We start from the raw sequence: 14,308 nt of genomic DNA on the forward strand, positions 1-14,308 counted from the left end.
AATCCACCAGCGCTTAACCATTTTACGGATTTGACACGGTTTTTTTTCAACAGCGCCTCAACCGTTGCCGCTTATTTCCTTTACACTGCAACCTTTACCTCATTTGACATAAGCTGACAGGAGAAAGGATGCCTGGGTTATCCCGCACGTCGTCGGTCTGGTTGCCGGTGGCAGTCATACTTATTGCCATGTTATCCATTCAAAGCGGTGCTTCGCTGGCAAAATCACTTTTCCCGCTGGTAGGTGCGCCAGGCGTGACTGCCCTGCGTATCGTGCTGGGCACGGCGATACTGGTGGTCATTTTCAAACCCTGGCGTCTGCGCTTCAAAAAGGAGCAGCGTTTACCCCTGCTGTTTTATGGACTTTCCCTCGGGGCAATGAACTATCTGTTCTACCTCTCTATTCAGACGATACCGCTGGGGATCGCCGTCGCGCTGGAGTTTACCGGCCCGCTGGCGGTGGCGCTTTTCTCCTCGCGACGTCCGGTCGATTTTATCTGGGTCGTGTTAGCCGTTCTGGGCTTATGGTTCCTGCTGCCGCTGGGCCAGAGCGTCGCTGAGATTGATCTGACGGGCGCAGCCCTGGCGCTGGGTGCTGGCGCCTGCTGGGCCGTCTATATACTTACGGGCCAGCGTGCAGGAGAAGAGCACGGTCCGGCGACCGTCGCGTTAGGTTCCCTGATCGCAGCCATCGTCTTCGTGCCTATCGGCATGGCGCAGGCGACCGAATCTATCTGGCAATGGTCCGTCATGCCCATCGGGCTGGCGGTCGCGATTCTCTCTACCGCACTCCCCTACTCTCTGGAGATGATTGCCCTTACGCGTCTGCCGACGCGTATATTTGGCACCCTGATGAGCATGGAGCCTGCGCTAGCCGCCATTTCCGGAATGGTGTTTCTCGGCGAAACCCTGACATTGACCCAGACGCTGGCGCTCTGCTCGATTATCGCGGCATCAATGGGCTCGACGCTCACCATGCGCCCGGAACCTAAAGTTGAGAAAGTGGATATCAGCTAAGGCCATATATTCTGCATGGCTTCCACGCCATGCAGAATAAAGGCCAGAAAGACATACGTTATAATTTCTTACACACTTTGTTCTATTTTCGAAATATCCCTCTGCGTTTACATCCCTATCCAGCAATTAAGATTGATCTGTATCAATTTTAAAATTACCCATTCATTTCAATGAATTAAATTCAAAAGCCACTTCTCGCTATTAAACCGATAGGCACAGCCAAACCGCAGAGAAAAAATCCGGTGCTATACTTAGTTCCGTAATTACCTGGGACATAAACATCAAGAGGATATGAGATTATGAGTACCGCTAAACTGGTGAAAACGAAAGCGTCTAATCTGCTTTATACCCGTAACGATGTATCGGATAGCGACAAAAAGGCGACCATTGAGTTGCTGAATCGCCAGGTGATCCAGTTCATCGATCTTTCGCTGATCACCAAACAGGCCCACTGGAATATGCGCGGTGCAAACTTTATTGCCGTTCATGAAATGCTGGATGGCTTCCGCACAGCACTGGTGACCCACCTCGATACGATGGCTGAACGTGCCGTTCAGTTAGGCGGCGTGGCGCTGGGTACCACGCAGGTGATCAACAGCAAAACGCCACTGAAGAGTTATCCGCTGGATATCCATACCGTTCAGGATCACCTGAAAGAGCTGGCGGACCGCTACGCGATTGTGGCCAATGACGTGCGCAAAGCGATCGGCGAAGCCAAAGACGAAGATACCGCAGACATTTTCACTGCCGCCTCCCGCGACCTGGACCAATTCCTGTGGTTTATCGAATCTAACATCGAATAATTCATACGAATTTTCTATCAAACCCTCGCCCTCCGGTGAGGGTTTTGCACATCTATGGTGCACAGTTTTTGTCTGCACACCTGCAAAAGTGAACGAAATGTAATAATCACCTCACACAACCGTTAACGGAAGATTGTTTTTTCGTCAGAATTTACGCTAAATATCTCCCCGTCAGTTGAGCCAAACGAAGCGCACCAAAACGGTGCTCCACTTTGGTGCAATAAAGCCTCATTGCCCCATTTATTGTGCAATGCATGACATCATCCCCTTTGCAAAACAATAGCTTGTAAAGTTGGCACGATTTTTTCATTGTGCCACCTGTTCTCGCAGGGGATCGCCCCGTGGATATAAAAGGAAATGCTATGAAGTCTGTATTAAAAGTTTCACTGGCTGCACTTACCCTGGCTTTTGCAGTGTCCTCTCAGGCTGCCGACAAACTGGTTGTGGCGACCGACACGGCGTTCGTTCCGTTTGAATTCAAACAGGGTGATAAATACGTTGGTTTTGATGTGGATCTGTGGGCCGCTGTCGCAAAAGAACTCAAGCTGGATTACACCCTGAAGCCTATGGACTTCAGCGGCATCATCCCGGCACTGCAAACCAAAAACGTTGATCTGGCACTGGCAGGCATCACCATTACCGATGAACGTAAAAAAGCGATCGACTTCTCTGACGGCTACTACAAAAGCGGCCTGCTGGTCATGGTCAAAGCCGATAATAACGACGTAAAAAGCGTGAAAGATCTCGACGGCAAAGTGGTGGCAGTGAAGAGCGGCACCGGTTCTGTTGATTACGCGAAAGCAAATATCAAAACCAAAGACCTGCGTCAGTTCCCGAACATCGACAACGCGTACATGGAACTCGGCACCAACCGTGCTGACGCTGTTCTGCACGACACGCCTAACATCCTGTACTTCATTAAGACAGCCGGTAACGGCAAGTTCAAAGCCGTTGGCGAGTCTCTGGAAGCACAGCAGTACGGTATCGCGTTCCCGAAAGGCAGCGACGACCTGCGCACGAAAGTTAACGGCGCGCTGAAAACGCTGAAAGAGAACGGCACCTATAACGAAATCTACAAAAAATGGTTCGGTACCGAGCCTAAATAATAAGACGTAAAAATGACGTTCACTCGGGGGCGACCTTTCGCCCCTGCTATTTTTGAAACACGGTAACAGTAACAGGAAATTATCATGCAGTTTGACTGGAGCGCCATCTGGCCTGCCATTCCACTCTTGCTTGAAGGCGCTAAAATGACCCTGTGGATTTCGGTCCTGGGTCTGGTTGGTGGGTTGATTATCGGTCTTGTCGCCGGTTTCGCCCGCACCTACGGCGGCTGGATCGCAAACCACATCGCACTGGTTTTCATCGAAGTGATCCGCGGCACGCCTATTGTCGTGCAGGTCATGTTCATCTACTTCGCCCTGCCTATGGCGTTCACCGACCTGCGCATCGACCCGTTCAGCGCAGCCGTCGTCACCATTATGATCAACTCAGGCGCCTACATTGCGGAAATCACCCGCGGTGCGGTGCTGTCGATTCATAAAGGTTTCAGTGAAGCCGGTCTGGCGCTAGGTCTTTCTCGTCGCGAAACGATCCGCCACGTTATTCTGCCGCTGGCGCTGCGTCGCATGCTGCCGCCGCTCGGTAACCAGTGGATCATCAGCATTAAAGATACCTCGCTGTTCATTGTTATCGGCGTGGCAGAGCTGACCCGTCAGGGGCAGGAGATCATAGCTGGCAACTTCCGCGCGCTGGAAATCTGGAGTGCGGTAGCCGTTGTCTACCTGATCATTACTCTGGTTCTGAGCTTCGTTCTGCGTCGTCTTGAAAGAAGGATGAAAATCCTGTGATTGAATTTAAAAACGTTTCCAAGCACTTTGGCCCAACCCAGGTGCTGCACAATATCGATCTGAATATCAAACAGGGTGAAGTGGTGGTGATTATTGGGCCATCCGGCTCCGGTAAATCCACCCTGCTGCGCTGCATCAACAAGCTGGAAGAGATCACCAGCGGCGATCTGATCGTCGACGGCCTGAAAGTGAACGACCCGAAAGTGGACGACCGTCTGATTCGTCAGGAAGCGGGCATGGTGTTCCAGCAGTTCTACCTGTTCCCGCACCTCACGGCGCTGGAAAACGTGATGTTTGGCCCGCTGCGCGTGCGCGGTGCCAGCAAAGCGGCGGCGGAAGCGCTGGCAAAAGATCTGCTGGCGAAAGTCGGCCTGGCAGAACGTGCGCACCACTTCCCTTCCGAGCTCTCCGGCGGTCAACAGCAGCGTGTGGCGATTGCCCGCGCCCTGGCGGTCAAACCGAAAATGATGCTGTTTGATGAGCCTACGTCCGCACTCGACCCGGAGCTGCGCCACGAGGTGCTGAAAGTCATGCAGGATCTGGCGGAAGAAGGGATGACGATGGTTATCGTAACCCACGAAATCGGCTTTGCCGAGAAAGTGGCGTCCCGCCTGATCTTTATTGATAAAGGCCGTATCGCGGAAGACGGTAACCCGCAGGAGCTGATTGCGAACCCGCCGAGCCAGCGTTTGCAGGAGTTCCTGCAGCACGTCTCCTGATCCATCGCATTACGCTAAGCCGGGCTTGCCCGGCTTTTTTACGCCAGATTGTTCCCAAAAATCCCCCTCCTCGTCTCGACTTCTATACTTATCATTTTGTTCGACATTTTCACCGGAGGGCGCCGTGCCGTGGATCCTGCTGCTGTTGATTAGCCTGTTTAGTGCGCCTTCGTTCGCCGTCGCGATCCCCGGCGTCACCACCGGAACCCCTGCGACCCAGCAAAATACGCCGCCTCCGGAACCCGATGTTGAACAGAAAAAAGCCGCCTACGGTGCGCTTGCCGACGTCCTTGAAAACGATACCTCCCGGCAGGAGCTCATTGGCCAGCTGCGCAAAGCCGCCGCCACGCCGCCGCAGGAGTCGGTGCCAACCCTCACCCCTCCGCAGGTTGAGGAGCAAAAAACGGTGCTGGAAAATGTCACCGACGTGAGCCGCCACTATGGGGAAGCGCTCTCATCACGCTTCGCTCAGCTGTACCGCAACCTGATTGGCTCACCGCACAAGCCGTTTAACCCGCAAACGTTTACCGCCGCCGCCACGCAGTTCCTGATGCTGGCGGGTGCGGTATTTCTTTTTTACTGGCTGGTGCGCCTGTGCGCGTGGCCGCTTTACCGCAAAATGGGGCAATGGGGACGCAGGAAGAATCAGCATAAAAGCAGCTGGCTGCACCTGCCGTTGATGATAGCCTCAGCGTTTATCATCGATTTACTGCTGCTGGCGTTGACGCTGTTTTTAGGCCAGATGCTGGCCGACAGGCTGAATGCAGGCAACAAAACCATCGCCTTCCAGCAGTCGCTTTTCCTGAATGCCTTTGCCCTGATTGAGTTCTTCAAGGCGCTGCTGCGGTTACTCTTTTGTCCGCACGTGCCGGAGCTGCGGCCTTTCTCCATTCGGGATGCGAGCGCGAAGTACTGGGCGCTGCGTCTGAGCGTGCTCAGCGGGCTGATTGGCTACGGCCTGCTGGTTGCCGTGCCGATCATCTCCAACCAGGTGAACGTCCAGTTTGGCGCGCTGGCAAACGTCCTAATCATGATCTGCATTACCGTCTGGTCGCTGTATCTGATCTTCCACAATAAAAAAACCATTACCCAAAGCCTGCTGAATCTGGCCGATCGCTCCCTCTCGTTCTTTAGCCTCTTTATTCGCGCGTTCGCTCTGGTGTGGCACTGGCTGGCAAGCGCTTACTTCATCGTGCTGTGCTTCTTCTCGCTGTTTGACCCGGGCAATAGCCTGAAATTTATGATGGGGGCGACGTTCAAAAGCCTGGCCATTATCGGCATCGCGGCCTTTGTGTCGGGGCTGCTGTCGCGATGGATCTCGAAAACCATCACCCTGTCGCCGCAGGTGCAGCGTAATTACCCGGAACTGCAAAAGCGGGTAAACGGCTGGATGTCGGTATCGCTCAAAGTGGCGCGCATTCTCACCGTCTGCGTGGCGATTATGCTGCTTCTGAATGCGTGGAGCCTGTTTGATTTCTGGAACTGGCTGCACAACGGTGCGGGTGAAAAAACGGTCGACATCCTGATTCGCATCGCGCTGATTCTCTTCTTCTCCGCCGTCGGCTGGACGCTGCTGGCGAGCCTTATTGAGAACCGCCTGGTATCGGATATTCACGGCAGACCCCTGCCCAGCGCGCGGGCAAGAACGCTGTTAACCCTGTTCCGCAACGCGCTGGCGGTGATTATCAGCACCATCACCATCATGATCGTGCTGTCAGAAATCGGCGTGAATATTGCCCCGCTGCTGGCGGGTGCCGGTGCCCTGGGGCTGGCCATCTCCTTCGGCTCACAAACGCTGGTGAAGGATATTATTACCGGCATCTTCATTCAGTTTGAGAACGGGATGAACACGGGCGATCTGGTGACCATAGGACCGTTAACCGGCACCGTGGAGAGGATGTCCATCCGTTCGGTTGGCGTGCGTCAGGACACCGGGGCCTACCACATCATCCCCTGGTCTTCGATCACCACCTTCGCCAACTTTGTGCGCGGGATTGGTTCCGTTGTGGCGAACTATGATGTGGATCGCCACGAGGATGCAGATAAAGCGAAGCAGGCGCTGCGCGATGCGGTAGAAGAACTGATGCAGATGGAGGATATTCGCGGGCTGGTGATCGGAGAGCCGTCATTTGCCGGCATCGTCGGGCTGACGAACACGGCGTTTACCCTGCGCGTGTCGTTCACCACCCAGCCGCTGAAGCAGTGGACGGTGCGCTTTGCCCTCGACAGCATGGTGAAAAAACACTTCGATATGGCGAACGTGCGGATGCCCGTGCAGACGTATCAGGTATTGCCGCCGCCCGCATCGCCGCTCCCGCCGCAGGAGCCGACGCTGTAACCTGGTTGCCGGGGGGCGGCTTCGCCTTACCCGGCCTATGACAGGGTGCTATTTGCGACGTTTGTTGTTGTCCATAAACGTCCAGGCGATAAAGCGGCTCTGTTTCTGGCCCTGCGCCATCTCTTTTTTCACCACTTTTACGGCGCCCGCTTCGGTCAGCGCGCGGTAGAGCGGCGGCAGGTTATCCCCGCGGGAAACCAGCGTCGTGAACCACTTCACCTGACGGCCAAACTGTTTACTTTCCGCAATCATGCGCAGGATAAACGCCACTTCGCCCCCGTCACACCAGAGCTCCTGCTGCTGTCCGCCGAAGTTCAGCGCGGCATCTTCAGCCTGACCCAGGTTACGGCGCTTGCGCTCGCTGCCCGCACGGGCCGATGCCGCCGAATCATGGAACGGCGGGTTGCACATCGTGGCGTCATAGCTTTCGTTTTTGTGAATAATGCCGTTGAATATCGACGCCGCGTCTTTCTGACGACGCAGGCGAATAGCGCGGCTTAATCCCGGGTTAGCGCTGATAATCGCCTGAGCGCTGGCAAAGGCCTCGTCACCGATTTCGCTTCCGGTAAAGCGCCACTGATATTCATGCGCGCCGATCAGCGGGTAAATCAGATTCGCCCCGGTGCCAATATCCAGAATGGTGGCCTGCTGTGGAACGACACCCTCATTGCCTTCGGCAAGAAGGTCGGCAAGGTGATGAACGTAATCCGCTCGGCCCGGCACGGGTGGACAGAGAAAGCCTTCCGGAATATCCCAGTGAGCCACACCGTAAAAATGCGCCAGCAGGGCTTTGTTCAGCATTTTAACCGCCTGCGGGTCGGCAAAGTTAACCGAGGGCTCACCCGCTGGGGTCTGAACAAGATAGTCCTGCAGCGACGGGCAGCTCAGGCATAGCGCGTTCATGTCGTAGCGGCTGCGGTGGCGATTTCGCGGGTGCAATCCCGGCTTTTGGGCAGTCATGGCATTCTCCTTTAAACAGCGGCGTAAGATACCCTTTGCTGGCTCAACGGTAAATCTTTCTCTGCGACGCTCTAAAAACCGCCATAAATCAAACACCTTTATGTCTATGATCCGTCAGCGAATTGTCAATTTATATCGTTCAAAAAATAAGCAGATCATCATCAAATATTTGCGCTAAGTCACACTCGTCAGGCTTCTAAACTTAAAGGGAATCACCTGTTGTTTCCTCATGAGGATGTGATTATGAAAAAGTACCTGACCCTTGCTGTTATCGCAGCCGCCCTCGCGACCGCGTCCTTCTCTGCCATGGCCGTTCAGTCACTCACCCAGAGTACCGATACGAGCCAGCTACGTCCTGCAGGCACCGTTTCGGTAAGCCGTGCCAGCAACCTTGACGATCTGCAGGCTAAGCTCGCCGAAAAAGCCCGTCAGGAAGGTGCAAAAGGATTCGTGGTGAACTCCGCTGGCGGAGATAACCATATGTACGGCACTGCGACCATTTATAAATAAGCTGTCTCTTCCACAAGACTGCATCTGCCCAACGGGTGCAGTTCTCTTCTCCCTTCGCCTTGATTGTTCATTTTTTAACCCCATAGTAAACGTATGGCCTAAACCGATTTCAGGAGGACGCTATGGCTTCCGGCTGGGCAAATGACGACGCTGTTAACGAACAGATCAACAGTACAATTGAAGATGCGGTTGCGCGTGCCCGCGGTGAAATTCCGCGCGGCGAAAGCTTAACGGAATGCGAAGAATGCGGAGAACCCATTCCGGAGGCGCGTCGAAAAGCCATCCCCGGCGTGCGGCTTTGCATTACGTGTCAGCAGCATAAAGATTCAAAAAAATCATTGCACTCAGGATATAATCGCAGAGGTTCGAAAGACAGCCAGTTGCGTTGACTTTACTTTACCCAGGCTAACCGAGCCCGCACGTTCCTTTACGCTCACGGTTTTTAGCCAGACGCGTAGCAAAACGTGCCCTTCGTATTGCTTCTGTAAAGCGCATCCACAAGAAGTGTAAAGCGGCACTTTGAATTTATTAATATTCAATAAGTTATTTGTCATTCAATTTTTTTGAGCAACCACGTCAATTCTCTTCGATTTTATCTCTCGTAAAAAACCGTGATACTTATCACATCGACGGAACATCGTCCCCTTAACAGAAACACCTGCGAGAGATTAATTATGAAAACCATCAAATATGCTGTAGCTGCTGTTGCCCTGTCCGCTCTGTCTTTCGGCGCTTTCGCCGTAGAGCCTGTCTCTTCTACTCAGGCACAGAACATGAACAAAGTTGGTGTGGTCAGTGCTGATGGCGCCACCACGCTGGACGGTCTGGAAGCCAAACTGGCTGAGAAAGCCGCTGCTGCCGGTGCAAGCGGATACACCATTACCTCCGCTAACGGCAATAACAAGCTGAGCGGTACCGCGGTTATCTACAAATAATCGACTGAATGAATGCTGTACCCTCGCCATACCCTCTGGTGAGCTGCTCCACCCTCATTGACCCTGTTGTTGTTACCCTTGCTTGCCCGTCCGCCACTGGACGGGCTTTTTTTTGTCTAAAACGCCTGCGCCACGCGTTCAAGCCCGGCCTGAACGGATTCCACTTCTCCGGTAGCCAGCAAACAGCAGGCCATCTGCAGCTTGATCGAATGCGGAACAGGAACATTTCCGGCAAGGCACTGCTCAATCCAGTGGGCTGTAGTATGCGGATCTTTTGCCTCAGGCAGTATCACACCGGTATTCTCTTCCCCGCGCTCAAGAATGGCGCGCGTGCCTGCAGAATCAATCAGCATCACCTGCGGGCAGCGCTGCGGGTTCGCATAAACCTCGCCCTCCGTGCCGTGCATCAGCAACGCCCTTGCGCCAATAGCCTCAAAGAACTGCCCCACGCGCGCCACGTATTCCGGGTGCGAAACGCTGGAGAGACGCAGGGCGGCATCTTCGCCAAACGGCGTGGCCAGTTTCGCCAGCGTGTGCGCGCTGTTGCGCACGCCCATGCGCCAGCGCATATCGAGCTGCTTTTCCAGCGGCGGGCAGAGCGTGCCGACCGGGATATAAACAGGCTGATGGCCATCCAGCTTCGCCTGCGCCTGGCCGGCATGACGCGTTGGCTCGATGCCCAGCATCCCGAAAATGGTCTCCGTCAGCACGCGGGTGGGATCTTCGCTAACGCCGTGCACCACCACCGGGAACCCCAGCTTGTGTAACAGGATAGCGAGCAGCGGGGTTAAATTTGCCTGCTTGCGCGCGCCGTTATAGCTCGGGATCACAATCGGCATCGGTTTAGCCACCGGCGGCGTTAAGCGCAGCGTTTGCGCCTGCATGGCATCATAGAAACCGCGCATCTCCGCTTCACCTTCGCCTTTGATACGCAGCGCAATAAGAATACCGCCCAGCTCCAGCTCCGGTACCTCGCCGTTAAGCATGCGGGTATAAAGCGCACGCGCGGTTTCATGGTCCAGATCGCGGGCGTGGTTTTTGCCTCTGCCTACCTCTTTGATAATCTTGCGATAATCCACGGCATCACTCCTGAAAAAATCATCTTGTTAACAATATAGCCCTGTTGAATATCCGGAGGTTAGTTTTTTCTCCAGAATCAAGGTTCTGTTTTTATGACAAAAAAGACATGCTGGACTTATTCCAGCTAGTTGCGATTTCTACAGTAGATTCTTGACGCTTCATTATTTGTCTAAATAAAGAGTGGAAAGTCATTAAGGGTCACGATGAGATATCCAGGCAAGGCAGCCTGTCATCGCGTATACATCGTCTCAGCAAATCCATTGCACGGTGGTTAGCGCTCTGGGGTTCGGCGTACGCTATATCCAAACGAGGACCGCAGTTACCACAGGCCCCGCGATGTCTGGATCGGCCTTTATCTGCGCCCCTTAGCACGGAGGCTTTTCTTGCGCCCTGCGGTCAGTTTGACCGGCGGTTTTTTTACCTCGGGCACTTCCGGCTGTTCGATCGGGAAGATCGGCAGCGCGTTCAGGAGCCGTTGGCCGTAATTTTTGGTGAGCAGACGTTTGTCATAAATCACCACCTCGCCCCAGCAGCCGTGGCTACGAATCAAGCGCCCGACCTGCTGAATCAGGTTAAACGACGCCGCAGGCAAACTCTGCACCTCAAACGGATAGCGGTTGAGGCTTTTCAGCCACTCCCCCTCGGTAATCACCACCGGGCTGTCGATAGGCGGGAAGGCGATTTTATGGATATGCACCTGCGTCAGGTAGTCGCCTTTCAAATCCAGACCTTCAGCAAACGACTGCAACCCCACCAGCACGCTGCGCTCGCCGTTATCAATGCGCTTACGGTGGGTTTCCACCAGCCGGTAGCGCGGCTGATCCCCTTGCACCAGCAGGAGTAAACGCAGATCGGTGACGTGTTCGAGGAAACGCTGCATCGCCCGCCCGCTGGCAAACAGCACCAGCATACCGGGGTACTTTTTACTCTCGACCTGCTCGCGGAAGTAGGCCGCCATTTCCGCGATGTGCTGCTCTTCGTTGTCGATGAGCGGCTCGAATTTCATGCGCGGAATGACCAGCTTTCCCTGCTCGCAGTGGTTAAACGGCGAGTCCAGCGCCACGAAACGGTCGCCCGCTTTCTCTTTTAGCCCGCTCATCTCCTGCAGCCTTGAGAAGCTGTTCAGGGAACGCAGCGTGGCAGAGGTGACAACCACGTGCGGCACGCTGCGCCAGATCAGCTTTTCCAGCTGATCGGCCACGCGGATGCCCACGCAGTGGAAAAAGAGGTGCACCTGCCCGTCCCGCACTTCGCGGGTAGCCCATTTGGTGACCGGCGCGCCGGACGCCTGCGCCATCGAGGCCAGCCGCCAGAGCTTGCTCTGCGCTTCGAACATCCCCAGCGCGCGGTTCATCTGCAGCAGAACGCGGTGCAGACGCACCACGTCATGCGAGCCGGTTTTCTCGCTGAGATCGTTTAAGAACATCTCCGCCAGCCCGCGCAGCTTTTCCAGATGTTTCGCCAGCTGCTGGCAGATCTCCATCACCTCTTCCGGTAGCTCACCCATCGCAAAGCGGTGTTCGGCTTCCTGGGTTGCCGGAAGATAAAGATTCAGGATGTTGTTCAGGGATGAAATGAGGCTATAGACCTCTTCACAGTGGTCGCTCAGCCGCTCCGGAACCGCCAGCGGCGGCGTGGTTTTCGGGCGGAACTGCTCCATGCAGGTGGCGACAAGCTTACAGAAGAGATCCAGCTGCAGGCGGAACCACGGAGCGGTAATTTCCGCGCTCATCTCCAGCGCGTCGCGCGCCACGTCCGGCAGATGGTGTCCTTCATCAAGCACCAGCAGCAGGTTTTTCGGCTCCGGCAGCACCGCTTCGCTCTCGAGCGCCGCCATCACCAGCGCGTGGTTTGCCACAACCACCTCCGCCTCCTGAATTTCGCGCCGGGCGACAAAGAATGGGCATTCGCGGTAGTAGTGGCAGTTGCGGTTCAGGCAGCTGGCTTTGTCGGTGCTGAGCCTGCGCCACAGGTCGTCGCTGATGGCCTGGCTGGTGTGATCCCGCAGGCCGTCCCACTTATAGCCGTCGAGCTCGACTTTGAGTTTTGCACACTGCTCCTGCTCGGCCTTATTGTTTGGCGTTAGCTCGTCATCCAGAAACGCGAGCAGATCCTGCTGATTCGGCTCGCTGCTGGCCAGCGCCGCCAGGTTGCGCGGGCATACATAACGCCCGCGCCCAAAGGCTGCCGTAAACCGCAGATCGGGGATGATTTTGCGCAGCAGGGGCAAATCTTTGCTGAAGATCTGGTCCTGCAGCGCCACGTTGGCGGTGCTGACCACCAGCGTTTTGTCCTCTTCCCGCGCAATCGCGATGCCGGGAATAAGATACGACAAGGTTTTCCCGACGCCGGTTGGGGCTTCAATCGCCAGATGTCGCCCGTCGTCCCCGGCGAGCGTTTTTGCCACGTCAGCAATCATCTGCCGCTGCGGCGCTCGGGGGATAAAGTCGGGGATCTGCTGCTGTAGCGCCTTATACCATGCGCCAATTTGCGCCTTGAGCGCAGCGGTTAAAGCCATTGGAAAACCTGAAATACTGTATAAACAGCCACTATTGTGGCACTTTCTCTTCGCTGCCGCAAAAAGAAAAGCCCGGCTTTACGACCGGGCTTCCAGATTACTGCGGGTTAGCAGGCTTGCGCGGGCGGCGTCGACGCTGCCCTTCTCCTGCCGGTTTCCCTTCGCCGCTGCGCCACGGGTTTTCACCCGCCGGTTTGCTGTCGTTGTTACGACGCGTCGGTTTGCCGGATGATTTCGGCGCGCCGCCTTCGGCACGACGCGGCTGCTGACCGCGACCGCCGCCGCCCTGACCACGTCCACCGCCGCCCTGACGACCGTTCTGAATCGGCTCGGCTTTGATCGACGGATCCACTTCGTAACCCGGGGTTTCGATGCGCGGGATCTCTTTCTTCAGGAGGCGCTCGATGTCGCGCAGCAGCTTGTGCTCGTCCACGCAGACCAGAGAGAGCGCTTCACCGGTTGCCGCCGCGCGGCCGGTACGGCCGATACGGTGAACGTAATCTTCCGGCACGTTTGGCAGCTCGTAGTTCACCACGTGCGGCAGCTCTTCAATGTCGAGGCCACGGGCGGCGATGTCGGTCGCCACCAGCACGCGGATGTCGCCGGATTTGAACTCAGCCAGCGCACGGGTACGCGCGCCCTGGCTCTTGTTGCCGTGGATCGCCGCACTGCGAATGCCGTCTTTGTTCAGCTGTTCCGCCAGGTGGTTGGCGCCGTGCTTGGTGCGGGTAAAGACCAGCACCTGCTGCCAGTTGCCCTGGCCGATCATCTGGGAGAGCATTTCCCGCTTGCGCTTTTTATCCACAAAGTGAACGTGCTGCGTCACCTGCTCGGAGGCGGTGTTGCGGCGCGCCACTTCCACTTCCAGCGGGTTATGCAGCAGCTTTTCCGCCAGCGCCTTGATCTCGTCGGAGAAGGTCGCGGAGAAGAGCAGGTTCTGACGACGCGCGGGCAGCTTGGCCAGCACGCGACGAATATCGTGGATAAAGCCCATGTCGAGCATGCGGTCGGCTTCGTCCAGCACCAGAATTTCAACCTGGTCCAGCTTCACCGCATTCTGGTGCTCCAGATCCAGCAGGCGACCTGGAGTCGCAACCAGAACGTCGACGCCGCTGCGCAGCTTCATCATCTGCGGGTTGATGCTTACCCCGCCGAAAACCACCAGCGAACGAATGTTGAGATAGCGGCTATAGTCACGCACGTTCTCACCAATCTGCGCCGCCAGCTCGCGGGTTGGGGTAAGGATCAGGGCGCGGACAGGACGACGGCCTTTGGCGTGCGGCTGGTTTTTTACCAGCAGTTCCAGCAGCGGCAGGGTAAAGCCCGCGGTTTTGCCGGTACCGGTCTGGGCGCTCGCCATCAGGTCACGGCCCTGAAGAACGGCGGGGATCGCCTGCTGCTGGATTGGGGTTGGCTCAACGTAGCCCTGCTCTGCGATCGCGCGCAGAATTTCCGGGTTCAGGCCAAGGGAATCAAAAGACATAAAAACTCCGAACCGCCCCGACCATCACAGGTGTAGTTTTCAGGGAGATATAACGAATAGGGGAGGACAAAAACCACAATGTCGCGAAGGAGCGGA

The 14,308-nt window shown here is 55.8% G+C and carries 13 protein-coding genes; 9 read left to right on the top strand and 4 right to left on the bottom strand.

Translation table 11 applies throughout. The features are described from left to right. Positions 1-128: 128 nt before the first annotated feature. The 6 genes from rhtA (at position 129) to ybiO (ending at position 6,726) form a co-directional block, all read left to right on the top strand. A complete protein-coding gene (gene rhtA, locus M2422_RS07525) occupies positions 129-1,016 on the top strand; it encodes a threonine/homoserine exporter RhtA (RefSeq protein WP_023334998.1) in 888 nt (295 codons plus the stop codon). Positions 1,017-1,315: 299 nt separating this feature from the next. Further along, positions 1,316-1,819, top strand: a complete 504-nt coding sequence (gene dps / locus M2422_RS07530) for a DNA starvation/stationary phase protection protein Dps (protein WP_010428924.1) — start codon at positions 1,316-1,318, stop codon at positions 1,817-1,819. 362 nt (positions 1,820-2,181) lie between these two features. Next, a complete protein-coding gene (glnH, locus tag M2422_RS07535; RefSeq protein WP_023310880.1) occupies positions 2,182-2,925 on the top strand; it encodes a glutamine ABC transporter substrate-binding protein GlnH in 744 nt (247 codons plus the stop codon). Between the two features lie 84 nt (positions 2,926-3,009). Beyond that, positions 3,010-3,669 carry a glutamine ABC transporter permease GlnP gene (gene glnP / locus M2422_RS07540; protein ID WP_003858462.1) on the top strand — a complete coding sequence of 220 codons (660 nt, stop codon included), beginning with the start codon at positions 3,010-3,012 and terminating at the stop codon, positions 3,667-3,669. Next, a complete protein-coding gene (glnQ, locus tag M2422_RS07545; RefSeq protein ID WP_032641580.1) occupies positions 3,666-4,388 on the top strand; it encodes a glutamine ABC transporter ATP-binding protein GlnQ in 723 nt (240 codons plus the stop codon). The genes glnP and glnQ overlap by 4 nt, the downstream gene beginning before the upstream one ends. 124 nt (positions 4,389-4,512) lie before the next feature. Next, positions 4,513-6,726 carry a mechanosensitive channel protein gene (ybiO, locus tag M2422_RS07550; RefSeq protein WP_064672136.1) on the top strand — a complete coding sequence of 738 codons (2,214 nt, stop codon included), beginning with the start codon at positions 4,513-4,515 and terminating at the stop codon, positions 6,724-6,726. Between the two features lie 48 nt (positions 6,727-6,774). On the opposite strand, the gene rlmF is transcribed toward ybiO, so the two are convergent. Further along, positions 6,775-7,686 (bottom strand): 23S rRNA (adenine(1618)-N(6))-methyltransferase RlmF, encoded by a 912-nt coding sequence (gene rlmF / locus M2422_RS07555; protein ID WP_064672135.1) that lies wholly within the window; start codon positions 7,684-7,686, stop codon positions 6,775-6,777. Positions 7,687-7,929: 243 nt separating this feature from the next. Here rlmF and mcbA point away from each other — a divergent pair, with 243 nt between their 5' ends. The 3 genes from mcbA (at position 7,930) to ybiJ (ending at position 9,131) form a co-directional block, all read left to right on the top strand. Beyond that, positions 7,930-8,196, top strand: coding sequence for a DUF1471 family periplasmic protein McbA (gene mcbA, locus M2422_RS07560; RefSeq protein WP_032661263.1), 267 nt, complete (start codon positions 7,930-7,932; stop codon positions 8,194-8,196). A gap of 122 nt (positions 8,197-8,318) precedes the next feature. Further along, a complete protein-coding gene (locus M2422_RS07565; protein WP_058841682.1) occupies positions 8,319-8,585 on the top strand; it encodes a DksA/TraR family C4-type zinc finger protein in 267 nt (88 codons plus the stop codon). A gap of 285 nt (positions 8,586-8,870) precedes the next feature. Next, positions 8,871-9,131 (top strand): DUF1471 family protein YbiJ, encoded by a 261-nt coding sequence (gene ybiJ / locus M2422_RS07570; RefSeq protein ID WP_023310874.1) that lies wholly within the window; start codon positions 8,871-8,873, stop codon positions 9,129-9,131. A 116-nt stretch (positions 9,132-9,247) separates the two neighbouring features. On the opposite strand, the gene ybiB is transcribed toward ybiJ, so the two are convergent. The 3 genes from ybiB to rhlE form a co-directional block, all read right to left on the bottom strand. Then, positions 9,248-10,210 carry a DNA-binding protein YbiB gene (ybiB, locus tag M2422_RS07575; RefSeq protein ID WP_048979628.1) on the bottom strand — a complete coding sequence of 321 codons (963 nt, stop codon included), beginning with the start codon at positions 10,208-10,210 and terminating at the stop codon, positions 9,248-9,250. A 353-nt stretch (positions 10,211-10,563) separates the two neighbouring features. Further along, complete coding sequence (dinG, locus tag M2422_RS07580; RefSeq protein WP_064672133.1) at positions 10,564-12,729, bottom strand: ATP-dependent DNA helicase DinG; 2,166 nt, start codon at positions 12,727-12,729, stop codon at positions 10,564-10,566. A 97-nt stretch (positions 12,730-12,826) separates the two neighbouring features. Next, positions 12,827-14,212 (bottom strand): ATP-dependent RNA helicase RhlE, encoded by a 1,386-nt coding sequence (gene rhlE, locus M2422_RS07585; RefSeq protein WP_259140352.1) that lies wholly within the window; start codon positions 14,210-14,212, stop codon positions 12,827-12,829. Positions 14,213-14,308: the final 96 nt, after the last annotated feature.

This window comes from Enterobacter sp. SLBN-59, from assembly GCF_024807915.1.
Lineage (GTDB): Bacteria > Pseudomonadota > Gammaproteobacteria > Enterobacterales > Enterobacteriaceae > Enterobacter > Enterobacter asburiae_B.